Source organism: Spirosoma oryzae (assembly GCF_003002825.1).
Taxonomy (GTDB): Bacteria; Bacteroidota; Bacteroidia; order Cytophagales; family Spirosomataceae; genus Spirosoma; species Spirosoma oryzae.
Genome location: NZ_PVTE01000010.1, coordinates 186,852 through 206,544, shown reverse-complemented (window position 1 = coordinate 206,544; position 19,693 = coordinate 186,852). Strand labels below are relative to the sequence as shown.

Here is a 19,693-nt window from a genome sequence, read left to right as displayed (position 1 = left end):
AGTTCACGGTTTTCGGTCGATCTACTGAAAACCGTGAACTGTAAACCGAATACCCCTACCTTTGCAGTTGATTAACCCAATCGGAACGGATATGCCTGCGCCGAAGCAAACGAATCTGGATGCCGCCCGGAGTATTTTCATGGCCTACCTCGAACGGAAAGGCCTGCGAAAAACCCCCGAACGTTTTGCCATCCTTGAAGAGATCTACAACCGCGAAGACCACTTCGACGTCGACGAGTTGTACATTTCCATGAAGAATAAAAAATACCGAGTCAGCCGCGCGACCGTGTACAACACCCTCGACGTGCTGGTCGATTGTGACCTGGTAACGAAGCATCAATTCGGCCGCAACCTGGCGCAATACGAAAAATCGTACGGATACCGGCAGCACGACCACCTGATCTGTACGGACTGCCACAAGGTAATGGAGTTTTGTGATCCGCGTGTGCAGAACATCCAGAACATGGTCGGCGATATGTTGAAATTCAACGTGATGCACCACTCGCTGATTTTTTACGGGTCCTGCACCCGTGACGTCTGTGAAAACCGCCAGCACCCCGCCCCCGCCAGTCATCCCGATGCGCGGCAGGGTACGGTAGACTACCCAGCCGACGTTCAGGAGCATCAGTAAATTCAGGGAAACACCAAAACCTGTTCGGTTATGAATCCATATGCTGACTTAGCTGATTTTTTGCTAGTTCATATGAAGCCCGAAACGGTCCTGTCGTTTCGAGCAACGCAGGAACAGCATGATCGTTTTTACCAGCTTTTGGAAAAAGAAAAAAATGGGTCGGCAACGGCGGAAGAGATAGATCTCATTAGCAAGTTTATGCAGGTCGAACACATCATGCGTTTGGCTAAAGCGAAAGCCCGGCAACATGTCCACCACCAATAACGTGTCCGTCCCAGCAGCGACACGTCGACTAGTTGCCAATCGGGCCCATTACACATGCGAATACTGTTTGGCAGAAGACGCTGATTCGTTTTTAGGCTTTGAAGTAGACCACATCATAAGTCGTAAACATCATGGCTCGAATCACGAGGCCAATCTAGCCTATGCCTGTCCTGACTGTAATCGTAACAAGGGGAGTGATATTGCCTCTATCGATTGGGAAAACCGGGAAATCGTTCGTTTCTACAATCCCCGTACCGATATTTGGGCTGAGCACTTTCGATTAGTGAATGGTTCTATCGAACCGCTGACGACAAATAGGAAAAGTAACCGTTGATATTTTACGATTCAACGATAAAATAAGGCTCTCAGACAGGGGCATCTTTTAATTCTCAGTTCATGGTTGATGTTTTATTAGGCCTCCAGTGGGGCGACGAAGGAAAAGGGAAAATTGTGGACGTACTCGCGCCACAATATCAGGTCGTAGCCCGGTTTCAGGGTGGTCCCAATGCGGGTCACACACTGGAATTCGACGGGTTCAAACACGTACTGCATCAGATTCCGTCGGGTATTTTCCGGAGTGACATCCAGAACATCATCGGCAACGGTGTTGTACTCGACCCGATTATCTTCAAAAAAGAAATCGATGGGCTGGCGAAATACAACCTGCCACTGACCCAGAACCTTCAGATCTCGCGCAAGGCGTCGATCATCATCCCTACGCACCGGCTGCTCGACGCGGCTTACGAACAGGCAAAAGGCGAATCGAAAATTGGCTCGACGCTGCGTGGTATCGGCCCCACGTATCAGGACAAAGTAGCCCGGCAGGGATTGCGCGTCGGCGATATTTTGTCGCCAAAATTCGCCGATAAATACAACAAGCTGGTCGCTATTCACAAAGTCATTCTGGAGCAGAACAACTTCGACTACGCGTCGGTACTGCCCCAGGCGGAAGAAGAATTTTTCGCGGCTGTCGAGTTCATGAAGCAGTTCTCGCTGACCGATAGTGAATACGCCATCAACGACGCCCTGAACGACGGCCGGAAAATACTGGCGGAGGGCGCACAGGGATCGCTGCTCGACATCGACTTCGGTTCGTACCCATTCGTCACGTCGTCGAACACGATGGCTGCCGGTGCCTGTACCGGTCTGGGCGTTGCCCCCCGGCAGATCGGCGACGTGTTTGGCATTTTCAAGGCCTACTGCACCCGCGTTGGGAGCGGTCCGTTCCCAACCGAACTACACGACGAAACTGGTGAACGTATCCGGCAGGAAGGCCGTGAGTTTGGTGCAACGACGGGTCGTCCACGTCGGTGCGGCTGGCTCGACCTGCCCGCGCTTCGCTACACAATCATGATTAGTGGCGTTACGCAACTGATCATGATGAAAGTCGACGTGCTGAATGAGTTCGACGAAATTCAGGTTTGTACGCACTACAAACTACCCGACGGCACGCTATCGGAGCAGATGCCATACGACCTGACCGACACGGATATTACGCCCGTTTATCGTTCGTTTGCCGGCTGGAAAACTGATTTGAAGAACGCCCGCACGTTCGATGATATGCCGGCTGAACTAGCTGCCTATGTATCGTTCCTGGAGGAAACGCTCAACCTACCAATCAGCTTCATCTCGACCAGCCCAGACCGGGAGGCCCTGATTCACCGGCAGGCGGTTACGGCTTAATAACCTGGTTTACGATTTTTTTAAGCCGAATCTGCTTCCGTAGATTCGGCTTTTTCTTGTCGGGCATTGCGGCCCGTAAGCTGTATCTTTGTCGTATGTCCGCAACTGCTTTCTACCAGACGTTTTACCAAACCGACCAGTTGTTTCACCTGCCGAACGAGTCGTGGGGCGACGTATCGGTGAAGCAACCGGAAGCGAAGCTGGTGATCGAAACGGTCGATGAGCCGATACTCGATAAGCCTGACCTGCTGGCTGACCTCGACCGACTGGCCGCTGGTCCTGCGCCCGCCATCGAACTGCCGACGTCCACGCTGGTTGCGCCCCCTGAATCGATCACGGTGTTACCTACGGCTCCACCCCGTCCGTCGACGCCCCCCATGCGTACGCCCGTTCAGCCCACCGCGCGTCCGGCACCACTCAATCATAAAGTGCTGCTGCTGGCTGACGAGGAACTCGACCCCAGCAATCTGCTCTTTCTGGAAAAAATTCTCAAAGCGGTCAACCTCAACATCGACGGAGTTGACATTCTGAACCTGAACGGGGCGCGGGATATTGACTTTGCGGCCATGGTGCAGGACAAGCACATTCATCACTTCATCACGTTTGGAGTACCGTTCAGTCGAATCAAACTCGACATCGCCATGGACCGCTACCATCCGGTTCGTTTCTTCGGCATCAACTTCCTGATGGCCGATTCGCTGCCGACCATCGAAGCCGATCAAAACCTGAAACGGCGGCTATGGGGCGCATTGCAACAGGTATTTCTGGGTCGGGACTAGGTTGCGTCTGATTTTCCCGCTTTCCCAAGGTCTGTGTCTTCACCGCGCCACGGTGGCAGACCCAGTAAGCCCTTTGGATAAGTCAAAGCAGTGCCGACCAGCGGGCTGCCATTGTGGCGCGGTGAAGTAGCCCGAAGAATAAAGAGGATAACCCGTATGGCTTTATTTACCAGTTCCCTGTGCGGCTGCGCGCTGGGCGGGAAACCAGGATGTCAGCACGGTTAGCAAAATAACCAGCGCCCCCGTCAGCACTATGTCGTTCAATTCAAGCCGTACCGGATACGCGTCGATAATCGAACTAGTCATCCCCATGCTGACGAAGCCGTATGTCTGTTGCGCCAGACACAGTCCGATACCCAGAATCAACCCGGCAAAAGCCCCACTGAGGGCAATGATGGCTCCCTCCGTCAGAAAGATGTTACGGATAAGGTTACTGGTGGCACCCAGGGCGTACATGATCTGAATGTCGCTTTTCTTTTCGATGACCAACATCGAGAGCGAGAAGAAGATGTTGATGCTGGCGACAAGAATAATCAGCGCCAGTGTCACAGCCACGAACAGTTTCTCCACGCGAATCGCCCGGTACAGATCCAGGTTCAGGTCGTCACGATTCTGCACCAGCAGTTGCTCGCCAACGACAGTCTGCAAGGCGCGTTTCACCTGATTTTCGTTCGCACCCGGTTTCAACTGAATCTCCAGCGTTGTCACCTCGTCGGGCTTGTAATCGAACAGGTTACGTGCTACGGCCAGCGGGGCCAGTACGTAATTGTCGTAGCGCGATTCGATAAAAAAAATACCGGCGACAGTCAGCCGTTGCTCATTGAAAATGTCGGGGTTGAGCGCGTTGAGCGTTTTACCATTCTGCGGGTACAGGATGTCGAGCGGGGTCAGGATGTCGGCGGGCGAAATCGACAGGTCAGCGCGAACACCGTCGGCCACAATAGCGTAATTGACGCCGTCCTGCCGGAGCAGCAGTCGCCCTTCCAGCAGTGCCGAGTCGAGGGCGGTCTGATTGAGGTAATTGTCGTCTACACCTTTTAGTCGAACCACGGTCTGCCCGTCGGCATAACGCGCCAGCGCATTGTCCTGGGCCACCCGCGTAATCGCCTGCACACCGGCCACTGCCTGCACCTTGTCAAGCAGCGCAGCCGGAGCCGCAAACCGTTTGCCCAGCTTCGGCGACACCGTCAGGTCTGCTTCGAACGTCTTGAAGATTTCCCGGTTCAGTTCCTCCATCCCGTTGAACACCGACAGTACGACCACCAGCGCCATCGTTCCCACGCCCACGCCGAGCATCGAGAGAATAGACAGCCAGCTGATGAAGCTGCGTTTTTTGCGGGAAAAGAAGTACCGTCGGGCAATCCAGGGGGCAAGGTTCATTCACTATAATGAAAGAGCGAAAGAGTGAAAGAGTGAAAGAGCGGCTCTTCCCGTTCGCTCTTTCGCTCTTTCGCTCTTTCACTTTTCGTCCTCGTCCTCTTCTGGCGCGGGGGGGATGTCGAGACCGGCGAAGAGTTTGTCCATTTTATCGGCGTACTCGACCGTGTCGTCGATGAAGAAGTTTAACTCGGGAACGATGCGCAGCTGATGCCGGACACGGTCGCCGAGGTGCTGCCGGATTACTTTACCCTTTTCCTGAATGGTCTCCAGCAGCAGTTGCTTGTTTTTAGTAGCCAGAAAGCTCAGGTATACGCGGGCAACGCTCAGATCGGGCGATACCCGTACGCTGGTTACGGTGATAAAAGCGCCACTGAACAGGTGCGGTACCTCGCGCTGGAAAATTTCGCTGAGGTCTTTTTGTAGCTGCCGGGCTACTTTTTGTTGTCGTTTCGATTCCATAATACTAGGTCGGGTACGTTGATGAACAGTCAGTCGACAAAATCGTTCTTCGCTTCCGCTGAATACGTCGTCACTCTTCCGACCCGACTGCAAATATCCGCACCTTTTTTCGTTCTGCCGAAAATGGCCGTAATTTCGCTGATAGCGTCGGACCGGCGACTTTACTATTAACCGAAACGCTACGCGCTCGTTTTGCTCAGTTTCTTCCGCTCTTATTTTTCCTATCAGTACGTGGCGCTCATTGGGCTACTGTTACTGATTCGGCTACCGCTGCTCCTGCGCCCCATGCCCCTGCTCATCCCTGAACTGAACTGGATGCTGGTGGGTGAACAGATGAGCGCGGGCCACCTGCTCTACCGCGACGTGTGGGATAGCATCAGCCCGCTCTCCGCCACGGTTTACTGGGGTATCCACAGTTTGTTTGGGCGCTCGGTCATTGCCCTGCACCTGGCCGCTACCGTTGTGTCGGTGTTTCAGATCGTGTATTTCAACTACCTGACCAACGCCCGCGACGTGTACTCCGACCGCTCTTTCTGGCCGGGCCTGATTTACATGTTGTTTTTGCACCTGTCGTTCGACTGCCTGACGCTGTCGCCGGTGCTGATGGCTACGTCGTTTCTGTTGCTGGCCTTTGGCACGCTGATCCGGCAGATGGAGCGACGCGGAGCCACCGACGAAGTCTTTGAAGTCGGGTTTTACCTGGGTCTAGCGGCTTTGTTTTACCTGCCCTCAGCCCTCTTTATCGTCTGGGCATCGGTGTCGCTCCTGCTGTATACCGGGGCTACGTTCCGGCAGCATTCGCTGACCTTTTTCGGCTTTCTGTTCCCTTTTGCCGTGATGGCCCTGTTCTACTACATGCGCGACGGACTGGACGACGTCAACCGCAACCTGCTGTCGTCGGTCTTTCGGGTGCGGCAATACGCGCTGTCGGATTTTCAGTCCCTGCTGTTCTCGCTACTCATCCCGATGGGGCTGGGAGTACTGGGGTTCCTGAGCCTGTTCAACACCCGCAATCGATATGTCAACGTACAACAGCGCATTCAGCAGATCATGGTGCTCTGGTTTGTTACGGCAGTGCTGACCATTGCGCTGGTACCTTACCTGGCCCCGATGTCGTTTCTAAGCTTCGTTCCACCGATGGCTTATTTCGCGGTATTTTATTTCGAGAATCAACGCAAAAACTGGCTGGCCGAAACGGCGTTTGGGTTATCGTTCACGCTGATGCTGTTGCTCTTTTATCAGGGACTACTCGGCCTGATTCCGGGACAGTTGGGGCAGCTTACCAACCTGCGGGTGCAGCAGACGTCGCTACCGGCGGCTATTCGCAACGAACCGATTCTGGTGATTGGCGAAGACCTGAGCGCCTACCGCGATAACCGGCCGGCTACCCCTTACCTCAATTGGGACCTCGCCCAGTATGACCTGAAAAACCTGGACAATTACCAGGCGGTGGTACACGTGTTCGACAATTTCCGCAACGACCCGCCGACGTTCATCATCGACCGGGAGCAGGTCGTCGGCAAGCTGTTCCAGCGTATCCCCGCCCTGGCGGCCCGCTACGAAAAGACGGCCTACCCTGATGTGTATAAATTGAAGTGATGTTTACGGTATACTGTAACCTGAACCTATGTCTCCCTCGTTTACCAACAAGCGCACGAACCTGTACATTTTTCTAAGCGCTATTTTTCTGACGAATGCCCTGATTGCCGAAATCATCGGCGTCAAGATTTTTTCGGCCGAAGCGTTGCTGGGCGTGGCACCGGCGCAGATTCACCTGTTCGGTGGCTTTACGCTCGATTTCAACCTGACGGCAGGAGCAGTCATCTGGCCGTTCGTATTCGTCACCTCCGATATTATCAACGAGTATTTCGGCAAGGCCGGCGTTCGGCGCATCTCGTTTCTGACGGCAGGCTTCGTAGCCTACAGCTTCTTCGTTATTTACGCCGTTACCAACCTGCCCCCCGCTCAGTTCTGGCTCGACGTGAACGCGAAAGATGGAGCCGGTAATCCAATCAACATCAACAATGCCTTTCAGCTAATTTTCCGGCAGGGCCTGGGTATCATCATCGGGTCGCTGACGGCGTTTCTGATCGGACAGATTCTCGACGTTTATGTCTTTCATTCGCTACGCCGGATTACGGGTAGTCAGAAAATCTGGCTCCGGGCCACGGGCTCGACGCTGGTTTCGCAACTTGTCGATTCGTTCGTGGTGCTGGGCATCGCCTTTTACATCTTCGGCAACTGGTCGCTGACACAGGTACTGGCGGTGGGCATCATCAACTACATCTACAAAGCAACATCGGCCATTGTGCTGACGCCCCTGCTTTACGTCGCCCACCATTTCATCAACCGGTATCTGGGAAAAGAGCATGCCGAGGAACTGGCCAACGAGTCAGCCATGAGCAGCTTCATGTAAACGAACCGAATTACTGGTTCAGAACCCGTCGCCAGTTGTCGAGCAGCACAGCCGTCGCAATGCCGACGTTGAGCGATTCGGCATCACCGAAACGGGGGATGGTTACGCGCTTTGTCACGAATCGGCCCACCTCCGGCCGAATACCGTTCGATTCGTTACCCATAATCAAATAGCCACCCCGCCCGAACGACAGGCTGTGCACGTCTTCCCCGTCGAGGAAGGCTCCGTACGCGGCAAAGTCAGCCTGTCCGGCAGCGGCTTCCAGTACGGGCTGAATGTCGCCATACCACCACGCGACCCGCGTAAACGAGCCTTTACTGGCCGAAATAACTTTCGGATTATAGACATCGGCGGTCGTGTCGGAGCAGAGAATCTTACGGACACCGTACCAGTCGGCAATGCGCAGGATGGTACCAAGATTTCCCGGATCGCGGATATCATCGAGTACCAATACGATTTCGCCCGCTTCTGCGACTAAAGGACGGTTTTCTTTCGTTCTGACCACAGCAATCGCTGCGTTGTTGCTTTCGAGGGTACCAGCCCGTTCGAGTTCAGCCACGGTCGCGATTTCAACCGGTGTTCGTTGGCGGTCTGTCAGCCGACTGTTTTCTTTGTGGAAGGCTTCGGTAGCCAGTAGCAGTTCGACCGTAAAATCGGCTGCGAGTACTTCCTGCACACTCTTGGCACCTTCGACCAGGAAGGCTCCGTGCTGCTGCCGAAACTTCTTCTGGTGCAGCGACTGAACGTATTTAAGTTGATTTTTAGAAAGCATACATCCTTGATGGTGAATCGGCAACCCAGCCCCCGTACACTACACGCATGCCGTCTGGGTCTGCTCGTACTGAGCCTGTTGCTGGGTCTGACCGGCTGTCTGACAACCCGTAGCCCCCGCAACGGCTACCTGCTGACGTCCCAGAACGTGCGGGGCAACCGCATCGTCGAAACAAGTCAGCTCGAAAGCCTGATTCCGCAAAAACCCAACAGCCGGGTACTGGGGCTGCCCATTACACCCCGACTCTGGTTTTATGAACTGGGGCAGCGCAGCTATAACCGCGAAGCCGCCGTGCGTGCCTTACAGGTCAAAACTAACGAATTTGAGCAGCAAAGCCAGCAACTGTCCGACGACCCGCAAGCCCTGCGCAAACTAAACAGACGATACGAGCGTCAGTTGAAACGGTTACGGATAAAGGCCGAACAGGGGAACTGGCTGATGCGTAATCTGGGCCAGCCACCCTCCTACTTCGCCGAACGAGACGCACAGGCCAATGCCGCGAAGATGCAGCGCTACCTGTTCGACAAAGGATTCTTCAACGCACAAACCAGCTACCGGCTCGACACGCTGCTGGGTCGTCAGATTCGGGTAAACTACCGGATAGCCGAACGAGCCGGCTATTACCTGCGCTCCGTTACGTATAAAATTGACGATCCCCGCGTCGACTCGCTGGTGCGGCAATCGCTCGACCGGGCCGCGCTCAAAGTCGGCGACCGGTTCGATCTGGACGCCATATCGGCAGAGCGTGTCCGTATCGAGTCGCAGCTACGCGATCAGGGCTATTATGCCTTCACCCGGCAATACGTGCAATTCAACGACGTCGATACCATCCGGCGCGCTACCGATCGGCTACAGACCGATTCGCTGCATCGACCAGTCGACGTATCGCTTACCATCCTGAACCCACCAGGCCTGACCGCCCACCCCGTGTATCGCATCGGCGACGTGGAAGTGCGTATCAGCCCCGACGAAACGCAGCCAGCCGCCTTTGTCAGTCGCCCGGATACGGTAACCCGCAACGGCGTACTGTACCTGCTAAACGGCCGGAATTTATCGTCGCGCCTTCTCAACAACAAGATTCTGCTCCGTCCCGGCGAACTGTATAGTCAGACCAAGTACCGCGAGACGCAGCGGCAACTGTTCTTGCTCAACCAGTTCAAGTTCGTCAACCTGAACTTCACCGATACGACGAATCGACGGCTACAGACGCTGGTTACGGCGACCCCACTCGACAAGTACGAAGCCACAGCCGAAGGGGGCGTTACCGGACTGATTTACCAGTCACAGGGGTTTCCGGGTGGGTTTGGTAGCCTGTCGTTCCGCGCCCGAAACTTGCTGGGTGGGCTGGAAACCTTCGAGATAACCGGCCGCTACGGGTTGGAAGCCCAGACCGGTTTCCTGACGGTTCCCGGAGATATAAGGCAAGTTTATACCTCGCAGGAATTGGGTATTAGTTCGTCGATTACTTTCCCACAGATTCTGTTCCCAAGCCAGATTCGCAGCCGGTTCAATCCGTATAATCCGCGTACGCAGGTCAGTATTAGCTTCAACAACACGCTACGACCCGACTTTCGCCGGTCGTTGTTACGTGGAACGATGGCGTACACCTGGCAGACTACCCCTACCAAGCAGTTTAGTTTTTTGATTGCCGACGTCAATCTTATCAACGCCAATTTTGACACGTATCTAGGTAAATTGTTTAAGCAGCAGCTCGATTCGCTCGCCCAGCTAGGCAGTACGATTCTGCTTAGTTTTCGGCGGTCGCTGAGTTCGAGCTTCAGCTTTGCCTACACCTACAACAACAGCGCACCCGGCCTTACGGCGGGGGGACTACGACGACCGACCAATTTTCTGCGCACCGTTGTAGAGTCGGGCGGCACAACACTGAATTTCCTGCCGAACCGCTTTATCGACACGGCGAACACCAATCTACAGTTTTACAAGTTCCTGCGGTTCAACGTCGACTTCCGACACTACATTCCACTGCGAAACCGGGCGATGCTGGCCTTCCGGGTCAATACAGGGGTAGCCTACGGTTATGGTCCTGACGGGGGGCCGGTACCCTACGAAAAACTGTTTTTTGCGGGCGGTAGCAACAGTGTCCGGGCGTGGCTTCCCCGACGGCTTGGGCCGGGTGGTGCCTATCCATTCCGCCCCGGTTCCACGCTGCCCGACCAAACCGGAACCGGGCAGTATATTTACCTCTTCGAACAACCCGGCAACGTACTGCTGGAAGGGTCTGCCGAATTGCGCGGCAGGTTGTTTCACCTGGGGGCCGACATCAACGGGGCCGTATTTGTCGATGCCGGTAACGTCTGGACACTGCGGCAGAACAATGCCACCCGCCCCGGCTCTACGTTTCAGCTCGACACCTTTCTTCCGCAAATCGCCGTCGGCACAGGCGTAGGTTTACGAATTGACTTCTCTTTCTTCGTAATCCGGCTCGACGGGGGCATCAAAGTATGGGACCCCGCCCGCCAAAACGTACTTACGGCCGACGGCACTGTCGAAGACCAGCGTTTCCTGTTGCCCAAGTTTTCGCTTCGTCAGCTAAGTAGTGGTCCCAACCCGCTGGTGATTAACTTCGGTATCGGGTATCCATTCTAAGTTTGCCGTTTACGGTTCTCGGTCTACAGTATTTTGTGACGAGATGATCCACTGTAAACCGTCCAACGCAGTCCGTTATTCACAATTTTTAACGTGGTATTTCCTGACAAAATGACAGCGTTCCAGGCGGTTCTTTGTAAATTTGCCTATCAGCTTTCCAGTTGACAAAGCTGACAGGCTTACGTATGACACTGATTTCGGAATTAACAATATTACAACCGGCTGACAAGGAAGAGGTTGACCTACCCCGTACCTCTGCCGACGAACCGGCCATCGGCAAGAAGCGCCTGTACATCGAAAGCTACGGTTGCCAGATGAACTTCGCCGACAGTGAGATTGTCGCGTCGGTAATGCGCAATGCTGGTTTTGCCACCACTTCCTCTGCTGAAGACGCTGACCTTATTTTCCTGAACACCTGCGCCATCCGCGACAATGCGGAGCAGAAAGTCCGTAACCGGCTCAAGCACCTGACGGGCCTGAAACGGCAAAAGCCCGAACTGCTGGTTGGCATGCTGGGTTGCATGGCCGAGCGCCTGAAAACCAAGCTGCTGGAAGAAGAAAAGGTCGTTGATCTGGTCGCCGGTCCTGACGCATACCGCGACATTCCAAAGCTGGTTGAAGAAGCGGAATCGGGGCAAAAAGCCGTAAACGTATTCCTGTCGCGTGAAGAAACCTACGCCGACATTGCGCCGATTCGACTGAACTCCAACGGTGTAACAGCCTTCGTATCGATCATGCGCGGCTGCGATAATATGTGTTCGTTCTGCGTCGTCCCCTTTACGCGGGGCCGGGAGCGCAGCCGCGATCCGCACAGCATCGTCCGTGAATGTCAGGACCTGCTCGATCAGGGTTACCGCGAGGTCACGCTGCTCGGCCAAAACGTCGACAGCTACAAATGGGCCGAGTCCTCCTCCCTCCCTGACGGAGAGGGGACGGGGGTGGGGTCGACAGCTCCCGTCACGTTTGCGAACCTGCTCGAACTTGTTGCGCTGATTCACCCCGATCTGCGCGTACGCTTCTCGACATCGCACCCCAAAGACATCACCGACGACGTGCTGCACATCATGGCACGCTACGACAACATCTGCAACTACATTCACCTACCCGCCCAAAGTGGCAACAGCCGGGTGTTGAAGCTGATGAACCGTACGTACGACCGCCCGTGGTACGAACAGAAAATTCACAGCATCCGCCGTATTCTGGGCGAAGACTGCGGCATCTCGACAGACATGATTTCGGGTTTTTGCACCGAAACAGAAGAAGAACACCAGGATTCGCTGTCGCTGATGGATTTCGTTCAGTACGATTACGCCTATATGTTCGCTTACTCGGAGCGCCCCGGTACGCTGGCTGCCAAGAAATACGCCGACGACATTCCCGAAGACGTGAAAAAACGGCGGTTAAACGAGATCATCGCCAAGCAGCTGGCGCACTCAGCCGCCCGCAATCAGCGGCACATCGGTCAGGTGCAGCGCGTACTGATCGAAGGGCCTTCGAAGCGTTCGGATGCTGAGTTGTGCGGCCGCAACGATCAAAACAAGATGGTCGTTTTCCCGCGTGGTGACTGGCAAAAAGGACAGTACGTCAACGTGCTGGTCACGGAATGCACCTCGGCCACGCTGCGGGGCGAAGTAGTTTAAGGTATACAGTTTTCAGTTTACGGTTTTCTGACGCAATCTATAGCCCAGATCGGTCCACCGGTGCGACACGGATTGTGGCCAGCCGGAAACCGTATACCGAAAACCGTGTACTGAATACACAGATACGAATGAATAATCAGGAAATACAATCCGTTAAGCAACGGTTCGGCATTATTGGCAACGCGTCCGCTTTGAACTACGCCATCAACGTAGCCATGCAGGTAGCCGCCACCGACCTGACCGTGCTGATAACGGGCGAAAGCGGTAGCGGTAAAGAATCGTTTTCCAAAATCATACACAGCCTGAGTGCCCGCAAACACGGTCAGTTCATTGCCATCAACTGCGGAGCCATCCCGGAAGGCACGATCGACTCCGAACTGTTTGGCCACGAAAAAGGCTCGTTTACCGGTGCCGTCGATTCACGCAAAGGTTATTTTGAGACGACCAACGGCGGGACTATTTTTCTGGACGAGATCGGCGAGATGCCCCTCGGCACACAGGCCCGGCTGCTGCGCGTACTCGAAAATGGCGAGTTTATCCGCGTCGGTTCATCGAAAACGCAGAAAACCGACGTGCGCGTCGTGGCAGCTACCAACGTCAACCTGATGGATGCCGTCGAGAAAGGCAAGTTTCGGGAAGACCTGTACTACCGACTCAACACCGTTCCTATTTTCGTACCGCCCCTGCGCGAACGTGGTGCCGACATCGAGTTGCTGTTTCGCAAGTTCACGACCGACTTCGCCGAACGCTATCGTATCAACCCGCTGCAACTAACCGAGGATGCCAAGCAGACGCTGATGGCGTTTCCGTTTCCGGGCAATATCCGGCAGTTGAAAAACATTGCGGAACAGGTGTCGATCCTTGAGTCCGAGCAGAACAAGCCCATCGATTCACTGACGCTCTCGAAGTACCTGCCGCAGCCCCAACAGGCGCAGCAACCCAACCGCGCGCTGGCCCTGTTCCCACCGGGAACAGCCGGCAACGGCACGGAAAACTTCTCGGAACGTGAGTTACTGTACAAGGTGTTGTTCGACATGCGTCGGGATGTCAATGACCTGAAAAAGCTGGTACGCGACGTGCTGGGTAACGATCAGGTCGATGGGCGACAGGTGCTGAATAACCACAAGGATCTGTTCGATTCGATCCCGAACGACGCAGATGCCTACGCGCCAGCGGAACCGTCGTCGGCCCGTTATTTACCACCAGCCAGTAACACTACCCCCCGGGCGGCTACGCCCCCCCCCTCGGAAACCTACGGCGCGCACCCACCCGTGCAGATTTACAACGACACCGACGGTGACGTCAACGATCTGACGGAGGTAGAGGATGTAACGCACGAAACCGCCGACGACGATTCACTGTCGCTCGAACGCCAGGAGAAAGAGATGATTCTGAAAGCACTACGCCGGAACAATAACAAGCGTAAGTATGCCGCGCAGGCACTGGGCATCTCCGAACGTACCCTCTACCGTAAAATCAAGCAGTATGAAATTGATGAAGAGTAAAGCCGGTTTACGGTTTTTGGGATACGGTTTACGGTTTACGGGTCACGACTCCCCGTCGACAATCGGGTCGGGTGCAGACGCCTGCGAGCTGAAAACCGCGAACCGAAAACCGTATACCCTATACCTGCTGCTACTTATCTGTTCACTGATAACCAGTAGCTGTGGCGTATATTCATTTACGGGTACTACTTTGTCGCCGACAATCAAGACCGTTACTGTCAACAATTTCGTGCTGGCGACGGCCGGGGGCCCCGCCAACCTGCCGCTGACCTTTAACGAACGGCTGAAAGAATACTACCAGCGTTATACGAATCTGAAAGTTGTACCGGCCAATGGCGATCTGGTACTGGAAGGAAACATTACAGGTTATGAACTCATCGCCGTAGCTCCTACCGCCCAGGATCAGGCGGGGGTAAACCGGCTTCAGATCACGATTCTGGTACGGTTTTACAATAACAAAGACGAGACCAAGAACTTCGAACAGCCGTTTTCCTTTTACAAGGATTTCCCACAGAGTCAGACACTGAGCCAGAACGAAAGTCGGCTGGTACCGCAGATTCTGGACCAGATCGTACTCGACATCTTCAATAAAACAGCAGCAGACTGGTAGGTCATATCAACTACTGACTTTGCCTGTTACGTGATTTTTTGCCACTTTCGTGGTGCGCCCGTTCGCGGGACGACAACGCAGCATCTTACTTACCTACCGTGACGCCAATCGACAAAGAAACATTTTCCTACTGGGTTACGCACCCCGACGACCTGACGGCCAACGACTTAGCTCAGCTTCAGGAGAGTCTCGCCGACTATCCCTATTGCCAGTCGCTGCACACGCTGGCAGCGAAGGCAGCCTCTATACACCAGAAAGGGCAAACGATACCACACGTTCGGCAGGCAGCAGCCCATGCCCTGAGCCGGAATGCGCTTCGTAAACTGATCGACAACGAGTTTCAGTGGTCAGATAACCTACTATCGCGGCTAAACGAACTGTCGGCCCGGCACGTACCAATCCCCGACGATTACCAGCAGGAAAGTTATGCTTTCTTCAAGTCGAAAGACGGCCTTGCCGGTGGACTCCCCCGCCTGACCATGCCGAGTATGCGACTGACTGACCAGCCGGAGCAGGCATTTACCGACATCAGGCCGACAACGCCAACCCCGGAAGATCCTACGCTGTCGGAATCGACACTACAGCAGGACCTCGTTCAGATTGCGGAGACGGCACCGGTTCCCGAACCAACAGCAGCCGAGATCGAACGGCAGCGTCAATTTGAGTTGATCGATTCGTTTATCCAGAAAGAACCCAGCATTTCACGGATACAGCGCCGGATTGACGAACCGCAGGAACAGGAAGACCTGGCCAAGCGTACACCCGCCAGCAGTGGCTCACTCGTAACGGAAAGCCTGGCCAAAATTCTGATCAAACAAGGTAAAACCGATAAGGCCCGCGAAATATACCAACAGCTAATGCAGCGAAACCCGCAGAAAAATGCGTACTTTGCGGCAAAAATAGCTGAACTGGACGCAGCCAAGCAGTAACATCCACAACTGCTCTTCTTTCCCCAGCAATACGCGCATTTTAACTCGTAGAATTTACTTTCATGTTAACGGCAACCATTGTCATTATTTGTATTCTTACTGTACTGCTCATCCTGATTGTGCTGATCCAAAACTCGAAAGGGGGCGGTCTGGCCGGCGAATTTGGCGGTCTGGGTTCTAATCAGCTCATGGGTGTCAAGAAAACCACAGACCTGCTGGAACAAATCACCTGGGGGCTGGGCATCGGCGTGATGGTACTTTCACTGGCATCGTATGTTATGATCGATCGGAATCAGTCGGGTATCATCAATAGCATCAACGTTGACCGGGCGCAGAATCAGACGCTGCCATCTACAGCGCCTACACCAGCCGCGTCGGGTGCGGCCCCAAGTCAGGCTGTTCCGGGTGCTGCTACACCGGGCGCGTCAACCTCGGCCCTGACCCCGCAGAAGTAATTTCTCGGTAGCCGGTTTTCCGAACTACAAAGAAACAGCCGCCATTCTCTACCGGGAATGGCGGCTGTTTCTTTGTAGCCCAGACGTCCACGTCTGGAGGGCGCGACAGCGACCTGTCAGCTACCGCCCGCACCAATCGCCCTGACAGGCACCCGGACGTGGACCGGTTCGCCCGCCAGCGTGGCTCCAAGCTACACATGGCTACGCCGTAAACCGAAAACTGTATACCGAATATCGCTACGCCACCGCCTGTACCAGCAGTTGGTTGGCGATGGGTAGCAGCGTTTCGGCAACAGGTAGTGGTTGTTTGCTTTCCAGCCGGAACGTTGCGGGATTGGGCAGCTGCCGATGACGCCGGATAAGGTCTAGCTTTATCTGTTCGAGCGTATACACCAGGCTTTGCTGCACCGATTCGACATACCGAAACCGTACCACTCGCCCACCCGGTAGCTGATCGTCGTAGAGCGTTAGCCGGAAATGGTATACGTCGGTCGATCGCTGTTGGGTGGCGTAAATAAACAGATAACCTTCTTCCGGTTGCAGCGGCAGTAAGCCAACCGGTTCCAGGGTCAACGCACCACTGATGTCGGCCCAGCGCTGTTCGCCGTCAGCGACTGCCTGTCGGAAACGCGGCAAAGCAAATTCCAGTGTCGTCTCTATTTCTGACAGGAATGTGTCGTCCGGAATATCAGATACGTAGTCGATACGGGGGGGCGGCCCTTTGATACCCCGTACCCGCCGGGGGAACGACGCACGCAACGCCCCTTTTCCCTGCATGTACGCTACACCAGCTTTGTAGTGTTCGCGCAAATCAGGTAGCGCGGGGTGCAATTGGTTATTGGAAAAGTGCGTGTTGACGGACTGCAAATATGCCATCACGACATACTGCTGGTATTCGGAATCCAGCCAATTTTGCATAAACCAGTCAGATGATAAGGCTTGCATGCGAGAGAGCAGGAATGGTGTCAAGTTGAATATATCCTATTTACTCCTTTTCTCAAAAGATTGTTGCCAGCTATCGCCTTTACACCAAACAATTAGCCAGTTGCTCAACAAAAACGACAGCCTGTCAGGCAAAAAGCGGTAAATCTGGCAGGATTTTGCTCTGGCACAGTAATTGGCGAACAGAAACCGTCGTACTGATCGAATAGTTCAGTTAACAACCTTAATCAACTCATTATCATGGTAACAGAAACGGAAAGCGTGAAAGTGAACGTGCAACCGCTGGCCGACCGGGTGTTGGTAGAAGCCGCTCCGGCAGAAGAGAAAACCTCGTTCGGGATTATCATTCCTGACACGGCGAAAGAAAAGCCACAACGTGGTACGGTAGTCGCTGTAGGTGCTGGCAAGAAAGATGAGCCGCTGACGGTTCAGGTGGGCGATACGGTTCTTTACGGTAAATATGCCGGTACTGAACTGACCATCGACGGTAAGGAGTACCTCATCATGCGTGAGTCAGACATTTTCGCAATTCTTTAATTCAGTTTACTGTTGATTGGTAATCGGTTTACGACCATGACATCCGTAAGCTGTAACCCGTAAACGATCTTATCTTAACACAATGGCTAAGAAAATATTTTTCGATACAGAAGCCCGTGAGCGCATCAAGAAAGGCGTTGACACGCTGGCTGACGCGGTAAAAGTTACCCTCGGTCCTAAAGGCCGCAACGTTATCCTTGACAAGAAGTTTGGTTCGCCTGCCATCACCAAAGACGGTGTAACGGTAGCGAAAGAAATCGAACTGAAAGACGCCATGGAAAACATGGGCGCGCAGCTGGTAAAAGAAGTAGCGTCGAAAACGGCTGATTCGGCTGGTGACGGTACGACTACGGCTACCGTTCTGGCGCAGGCGATCTACTCGATCGGTGCGAAAAACGTAGCCGCTGGTGCAAACCCGATGGACCTGAAGCGTGGTATCGATAAGGCGGTTGTCGCTGTAACGGCAAATCTGGCCGATCAGGCGCAAACCGTTGGTGATGACTTCGGCAAAATTCAGCAGGTTGCTACCATCTCGGCGAACCATGACGACGAGATCGGGACGATGATCGCTGAGGCTATGAAGAAAGTGGGTAAAGAAGGTGTGATCACGGTTGAAGAAGCGCGTGGTACCGAAACCGAAGTAAAAACGGTAGAAGGTATGCAGTTTGACCGCGGTTACCTGTCGCCTTACTTCGTAACCAACACCGAGAAAATGGAAGCTGAACTGGACCGTCCGTTCATCCTGATCTCGGAGAAGAAAGTATCGTCGATGAAAGAACTGCTGCCGGTGCTGGAGCAGGTGGCTCAGACGGGCCGTCCGCTGCTGATCATCGCAGAAGATGTTGACGGTGAAGCACTGGCTACGCTGGTGGTTAACAAAATCCGGGGTGCGCTGAAAGTTGCCGCCGTGAAGGCTCCGGGCTTTGGCGACCGTCGGAAAGCAATGCTGGAAGATATCGCTATCCTGACAGGTGGTCAGGTAATCTCGGAAGAGCGTGGCTTCAAACTGGAGAACGCATCGATTGAGTACCTGGGTCAGTGTGACAAAGTAACGATCGACAAAGACAACACGACGATCGTAAACGGTGTTGGCGCGAAAGACGATATTCAGGGCCGGGTCAACCAGATCAAAGCCCAGATCGAGAACACGACCTCGGATTACGACCGGGAAAAACTTCAGGAGCGTCTGGCCAAACTGTCGGGTGGTGTTGCCATCCTGTACATCGGTGCCGCTACCGAAGTAGAAATGAAAGAAAAGAAAGACCGCGTTGACGATGCCCTGCACGCTACCCGCGCTGCCGTTGAAGAAGGTATCGTAACCGGTGGTGGTATCGCCCTGATCCGTGCCATCTCGGCACTGGACGGTGTCAGCACCATCAACGAAGACGAGAAGACAGGTGTTGCGATTATCCGCACGGCCCTGGAAGCTCCGCTCCGTACGATCGTTGCCAATGCCGGTGGCGAAGGTTCGGTTGTCGTGAATAAAGTGAAAGACGGTCAGGGTGGTTTTGGCTACAACGCTAAAAACGACTCGTACGAAGACCTGTTTGCCGCTGGTGTTATCGATCCGAAGAAAGTAACCCGTCTGGCACTGGAAAACGCAGCATCGATCGCTGGTCTGCTGCTGACGACCGAATGTGTGATCGCTGACGAGCCTGAAGAGGCTCCAGCCGGTGGCGCAGGCCACGGTCACCCAGGCGGTGGCATGGGCGGCATGATGTAATTCATGGCTTAGCTTACGCTGATTAGCGTGATAAAAAAACCCTCCGACCGTATGGTCGGAGGGTTTTGCTTTTTATAAGCTTATAAACAACGAATAAGCATGGACTGATTAGCCCCGTTCTGGCAAACAAAAACAGCAAACCATTGTTGCCTAACAGCAAACAACGAATGAGGGTAAACGTAATCTGGGAGAAGATTCTTCGGCCTGTGTCTGCTATTGTGGCCGGGCAAAGCGGGGCGCTTTGCGGTATGGACAAACAAAAAAGCCAAGCGAGACTCTCCCCTGGCTTTCTGATTTACTCAACGTTATGAAAAACTTTTCTTTTCGACACAATGATAAAACAAATGTGATGATAATTGGT

19 protein-coding genes are annotated in these 19,693 nt (G+C 54.1%); 15 read left to right on the top strand and 4 right to left on the bottom strand.

What is annotated here, in order from left to right; all coding sequences use genetic code 11:
- Positions 1-91: 91 nt before the first annotated feature.
- The 5 genes from CLV58_RS13900 to CLV58_RS13880 all read left to right on the top strand — a co-directional run bounded on the left by CLV58_RS13900 (position 92) and on the right by CLV58_RS13880 (position 3,357).
- Positions 92-631 (top strand): Fur family transcriptional regulator, encoded by a 540-nt coding sequence (locus CLV58_RS13900; protein ID WP_106138449.1) that lies wholly within the window; start codon positions 92-94, stop codon positions 629-631.
- 30 nt (positions 632-661) lie between these two features.
- Positions 662-895: a hypothetical protein gene (locus CLV58_RS13895; protein ID WP_106138429.1), complete on the top strand. Its 234-nt coding sequence runs from the start codon at positions 662-664 to the stop codon at positions 893-895.
- Complete coding sequence (locus CLV58_RS13890; RefSeq protein WP_245882317.1) at positions 879-1,229, top strand: HNH endonuclease; 351 nt, start codon at positions 879-881, stop codon at positions 1,227-1,229. The genes CLV58_RS13895 and CLV58_RS13890 overlap by 17 nt, the downstream gene beginning before the upstream one ends.
- A 62-nt stretch (positions 1,230-1,291) precedes the next feature.
- Entirely contained in the window at positions 1,292-2,578 is a 1,287-nt protein-coding gene (locus tag CLV58_RS13885) for an adenylosuccinate synthase (protein ID WP_106138428.1), read from the top strand.
- Between the two features lie 95 nt (positions 2,579-2,673).
- Positions 2,674-3,357, top strand: a complete 684-nt coding sequence (locus CLV58_RS13880; RefSeq protein WP_106138427.1) for a hypothetical protein — start codon at positions 2,674-2,676, stop codon at positions 3,355-3,357.
- A gap of 162 nt (positions 3,358-3,519) precedes the next feature.
- On the opposite strand, the gene CLV58_RS13875 is transcribed toward CLV58_RS13880, so the two are convergent.
- Both CLV58_RS13875 and rbfA read right to left on the bottom strand, forming a co-directional pair.
- Entirely contained in the window at positions 3,520-4,737 is a 1,218-nt protein-coding gene (locus CLV58_RS13875; protein WP_106138426.1) for an ABC transporter permease, read from the bottom strand.
- A 78-nt stretch (positions 4,738-4,815) separates the two neighbouring features.
- Positions 4,816-5,196, bottom strand: coding sequence for a 30S ribosome-binding factor RbfA (rbfA, locus tag CLV58_RS13870; protein WP_106138425.1), 381 nt, complete (start codon positions 5,194-5,196; stop codon positions 4,816-4,818).
- 192 nt (positions 5,197-5,388) lie between these two features.
- Between rbfA and CLV58_RS13865 the strand changes: the two genes are divergently transcribed.
- Both CLV58_RS13865 and CLV58_RS13860 read left to right on the top strand, forming a co-directional pair.
- A complete protein-coding gene (locus tag CLV58_RS13865; protein WP_106138424.1) occupies positions 5,389-6,795 on the top strand; it encodes a hypothetical protein in 1,407 nt (468 codons plus the stop codon).
- A gap of 28 nt (positions 6,796-6,823) precedes the next feature.
- Positions 6,824-7,612 (top strand): queuosine precursor transporter, encoded by a 789-nt coding sequence (locus tag CLV58_RS13860; protein WP_106138423.1) that lies wholly within the window; start codon positions 6,824-6,826, stop codon positions 7,610-7,612.
- Positions 7,613-7,622: 10 nt separating this feature from the next.
- Here the strand turns inward: CLV58_RS13860 and CLV58_RS13855 are convergent, their stop codons facing one another.
- Positions 7,623-8,384, bottom strand: a complete 762-nt coding sequence (locus tag CLV58_RS13855; protein ID WP_106138422.1) for a TrmH family RNA methyltransferase — start codon at positions 8,382-8,384, stop codon at positions 7,623-7,625.
- Positions 8,385-8,393: 9 nt separating this feature from the next.
- On the opposite strand from CLV58_RS13855, the gene tamL reads away from it, so the two are divergent.
- From tamL to secG, 6 genes are all read left to right on the top strand, one after another.
- On the top strand, positions 8,394-10,991 hold the full coding sequence (gene tamL / locus CLV58_RS13850; protein WP_106138421.1) for a translocation and assembly module lipoprotein TamL: 2,598 nt from the start codon (positions 8,394-8,396) through the stop codon (positions 10,989-10,991).
- Positions 10,992-11,176: 185 nt separating this feature from the next.
- Complete coding sequence (gene miaB / locus CLV58_RS13845) at positions 11,177-12,631, top strand: tRNA (N6-isopentenyl adenosine(37)-C2)-methylthiotransferase MiaB (protein ID WP_106138420.1); 1,455 nt, start codon at positions 11,177-11,179, stop codon at positions 12,629-12,631.
- Positions 12,632-12,759: 128 nt separating this feature from the next.
- Positions 12,760-14,136 (top strand): sigma-54 interaction domain-containing protein, encoded by a 1,377-nt coding sequence (locus CLV58_RS13840; protein WP_106138419.1) that lies wholly within the window; start codon positions 12,760-12,762, stop codon positions 14,134-14,136.
- Positions 14,117-14,746 (top strand): LPS assembly lipoprotein LptE, encoded by a 630-nt coding sequence (gene lptE, locus CLV58_RS13835; RefSeq protein ID WP_342748911.1) that lies wholly within the window; start codon positions 14,117-14,119, stop codon positions 14,744-14,746. Before CLV58_RS13840 ends, lptE begins: the two co-directional genes overlap by 20 nt.
- Positions 14,747-14,844: 98 nt before the next feature.
- Positions 14,845-15,675 (top strand): hypothetical protein, encoded by an 831-nt coding sequence (locus tag CLV58_RS13830; protein WP_106138418.1) that lies wholly within the window; start codon positions 14,845-14,847, stop codon positions 15,673-15,675.
- A gap of 62 nt (positions 15,676-15,737) precedes the next feature.
- Positions 15,738-16,130 (top strand): preprotein translocase subunit SecG, encoded by a 393-nt coding sequence (gene secG / locus CLV58_RS13825; protein WP_106138417.1) that lies wholly within the window; start codon positions 15,738-15,740, stop codon positions 16,128-16,130.
- Between the two features lie 237 nt (positions 16,131-16,367).
- On the opposite strand, the gene CLV58_RS13820 is transcribed toward secG, so the two are convergent.
- Positions 16,368-17,048, bottom strand: coding sequence for a hypothetical protein (locus CLV58_RS13820; RefSeq protein WP_342748910.1), 681 nt, complete (start codon positions 17,046-17,048; stop codon positions 16,368-16,370).
- A 264-nt stretch (positions 17,049-17,312) separates the two neighbouring features.
- On the opposite strand from CLV58_RS13820, the gene CLV58_RS13815 reads away from it, so the two are divergent.
- Together CLV58_RS13815 and groL are read left to right on the top strand one after the other, a co-directional pair.
- Complete coding sequence (locus tag CLV58_RS13815; RefSeq protein WP_106138415.1) at positions 17,313-17,609, top strand: co-chaperone GroES; 297 nt, start codon at positions 17,313-17,315, stop codon at positions 17,607-17,609.
- 82 nt (positions 17,610-17,691) lie between these two features.
- The gene (gene groL, locus CLV58_RS13810) at positions 17,692-19,332 is read left to right on the top strand and encodes a chaperonin GroEL (RefSeq protein WP_106138414.1); all 1,641 of its coding nucleotides are present in this window, start codon (positions 17,692-17,694) and stop codon (positions 19,330-19,332) included.
- Positions 19,333-19,693: the final 361 nt, after the last annotated feature.

What these genes read in the sequence shown, in the direction of transcription:
- CLV58_RS13895 (WP_106138429.1), top strand. Translation starts at nt 662, where the DNA reads ATGAATCCATATGCTGACTTAGCTGATTTTTTGCTAGTTCATATGAAG.
- miaB (WP_106138420.1), top strand. Translation starts at nt 11,177, where the DNA reads ATGACACTGATTTCGGAATTAACAATATTACAACCGGCTGACAAGGAA.
- CLV58_RS13820 (WP_342748910.1), bottom strand. Translation starts at nt 17,048, where the DNA reads ATGCAAAATTGGCTGGATTCCGAATACCAGCAGTATGTCGTGATGGCA.
- groL (WP_106138414.1), top strand. Translation starts at nt 17,692, where the DNA reads ATGGCTAAGAAAATATTTTTCGATACAGAAGCCCGTGAGCGCATCAAG.
- secG (WP_106138417.1), top strand. Translation starts at nt 15,738, where the DNA reads ATGTTAACGGCAACCATTGTCATTATTTGTATTCTTACTGTACTGCTC.
- CLV58_RS13885 (WP_106138428.1), top strand. Translation starts at nt 1,292, where the DNA reads ATGGTTGATGTTTTATTAGGCCTCCAGTGGGGCGACGAAGGAAAAGGG.
- tamL (WP_106138421.1), top strand. Translation starts at nt 8,394, where the DNA reads ATGGTGAATCGGCAACCCAGCCCCCGTACACTACACGCATGCCGTCTG.
- CLV58_RS13840 (WP_106138419.1), top strand. Translation starts at nt 12,760, where the DNA reads ATGAATAATCAGGAAATACAATCCGTTAAGCAACGGTTCGGCATTATT.
- lptE (WP_342748911.1), top strand. Translation starts at nt 14,117, where the DNA reads ATGAAATTGATGAAGAGTAAAGCCGGTTTACGGTTTTTGGGATACGGT.
- CLV58_RS13890 (WP_245882317.1), top strand. Translation starts at nt 879, where the DNA reads ATGTCCACCACCAATAACGTGTCCGTCCCAGCAGCGACACGTCGACTA.
- CLV58_RS13860 (WP_106138423.1), top strand. Translation starts at nt 6,824, where the DNA reads ATGTCTCCCTCGTTTACCAACAAGCGCACGAACCTGTACATTTTTCTA.
- rbfA (WP_106138425.1), bottom strand. Translation starts at nt 5,196, where the DNA reads ATGGAATCGAAACGACAACAAAAAGTAGCCCGGCAGCTACAAAAAGAC.
- CLV58_RS13815 (WP_106138415.1), top strand. Translation starts at nt 17,313, where the DNA reads ATGGTAACAGAAACGGAAAGCGTGAAAGTGAACGTGCAACCGCTGGCC.
- CLV58_RS13875 (WP_106138426.1), bottom strand. Translation starts at nt 4,737, where the DNA reads ATGAACCTTGCCCCCTGGATTGCCCGACGGTACTTCTTTTCCCGCAAA.
- CLV58_RS13880 (WP_106138427.1), top strand. Translation starts at nt 2,674, where the DNA reads ATGTCCGCAACTGCTTTCTACCAGACGTTTTACCAAACCGACCAGTTG.
- CLV58_RS13900 (WP_106138449.1), top strand. Translation starts at nt 92, where the DNA reads ATGCCTGCGCCGAAGCAAACGAATCTGGATGCCGCCCGGAGTATTTTC.
- CLV58_RS13855 (WP_106138422.1), bottom strand. Translation starts at nt 8,384, where the DNA reads ATGCTTTCTAAAAATCAACTTAAATACGTTCAGTCGCTGCACCAGAAG.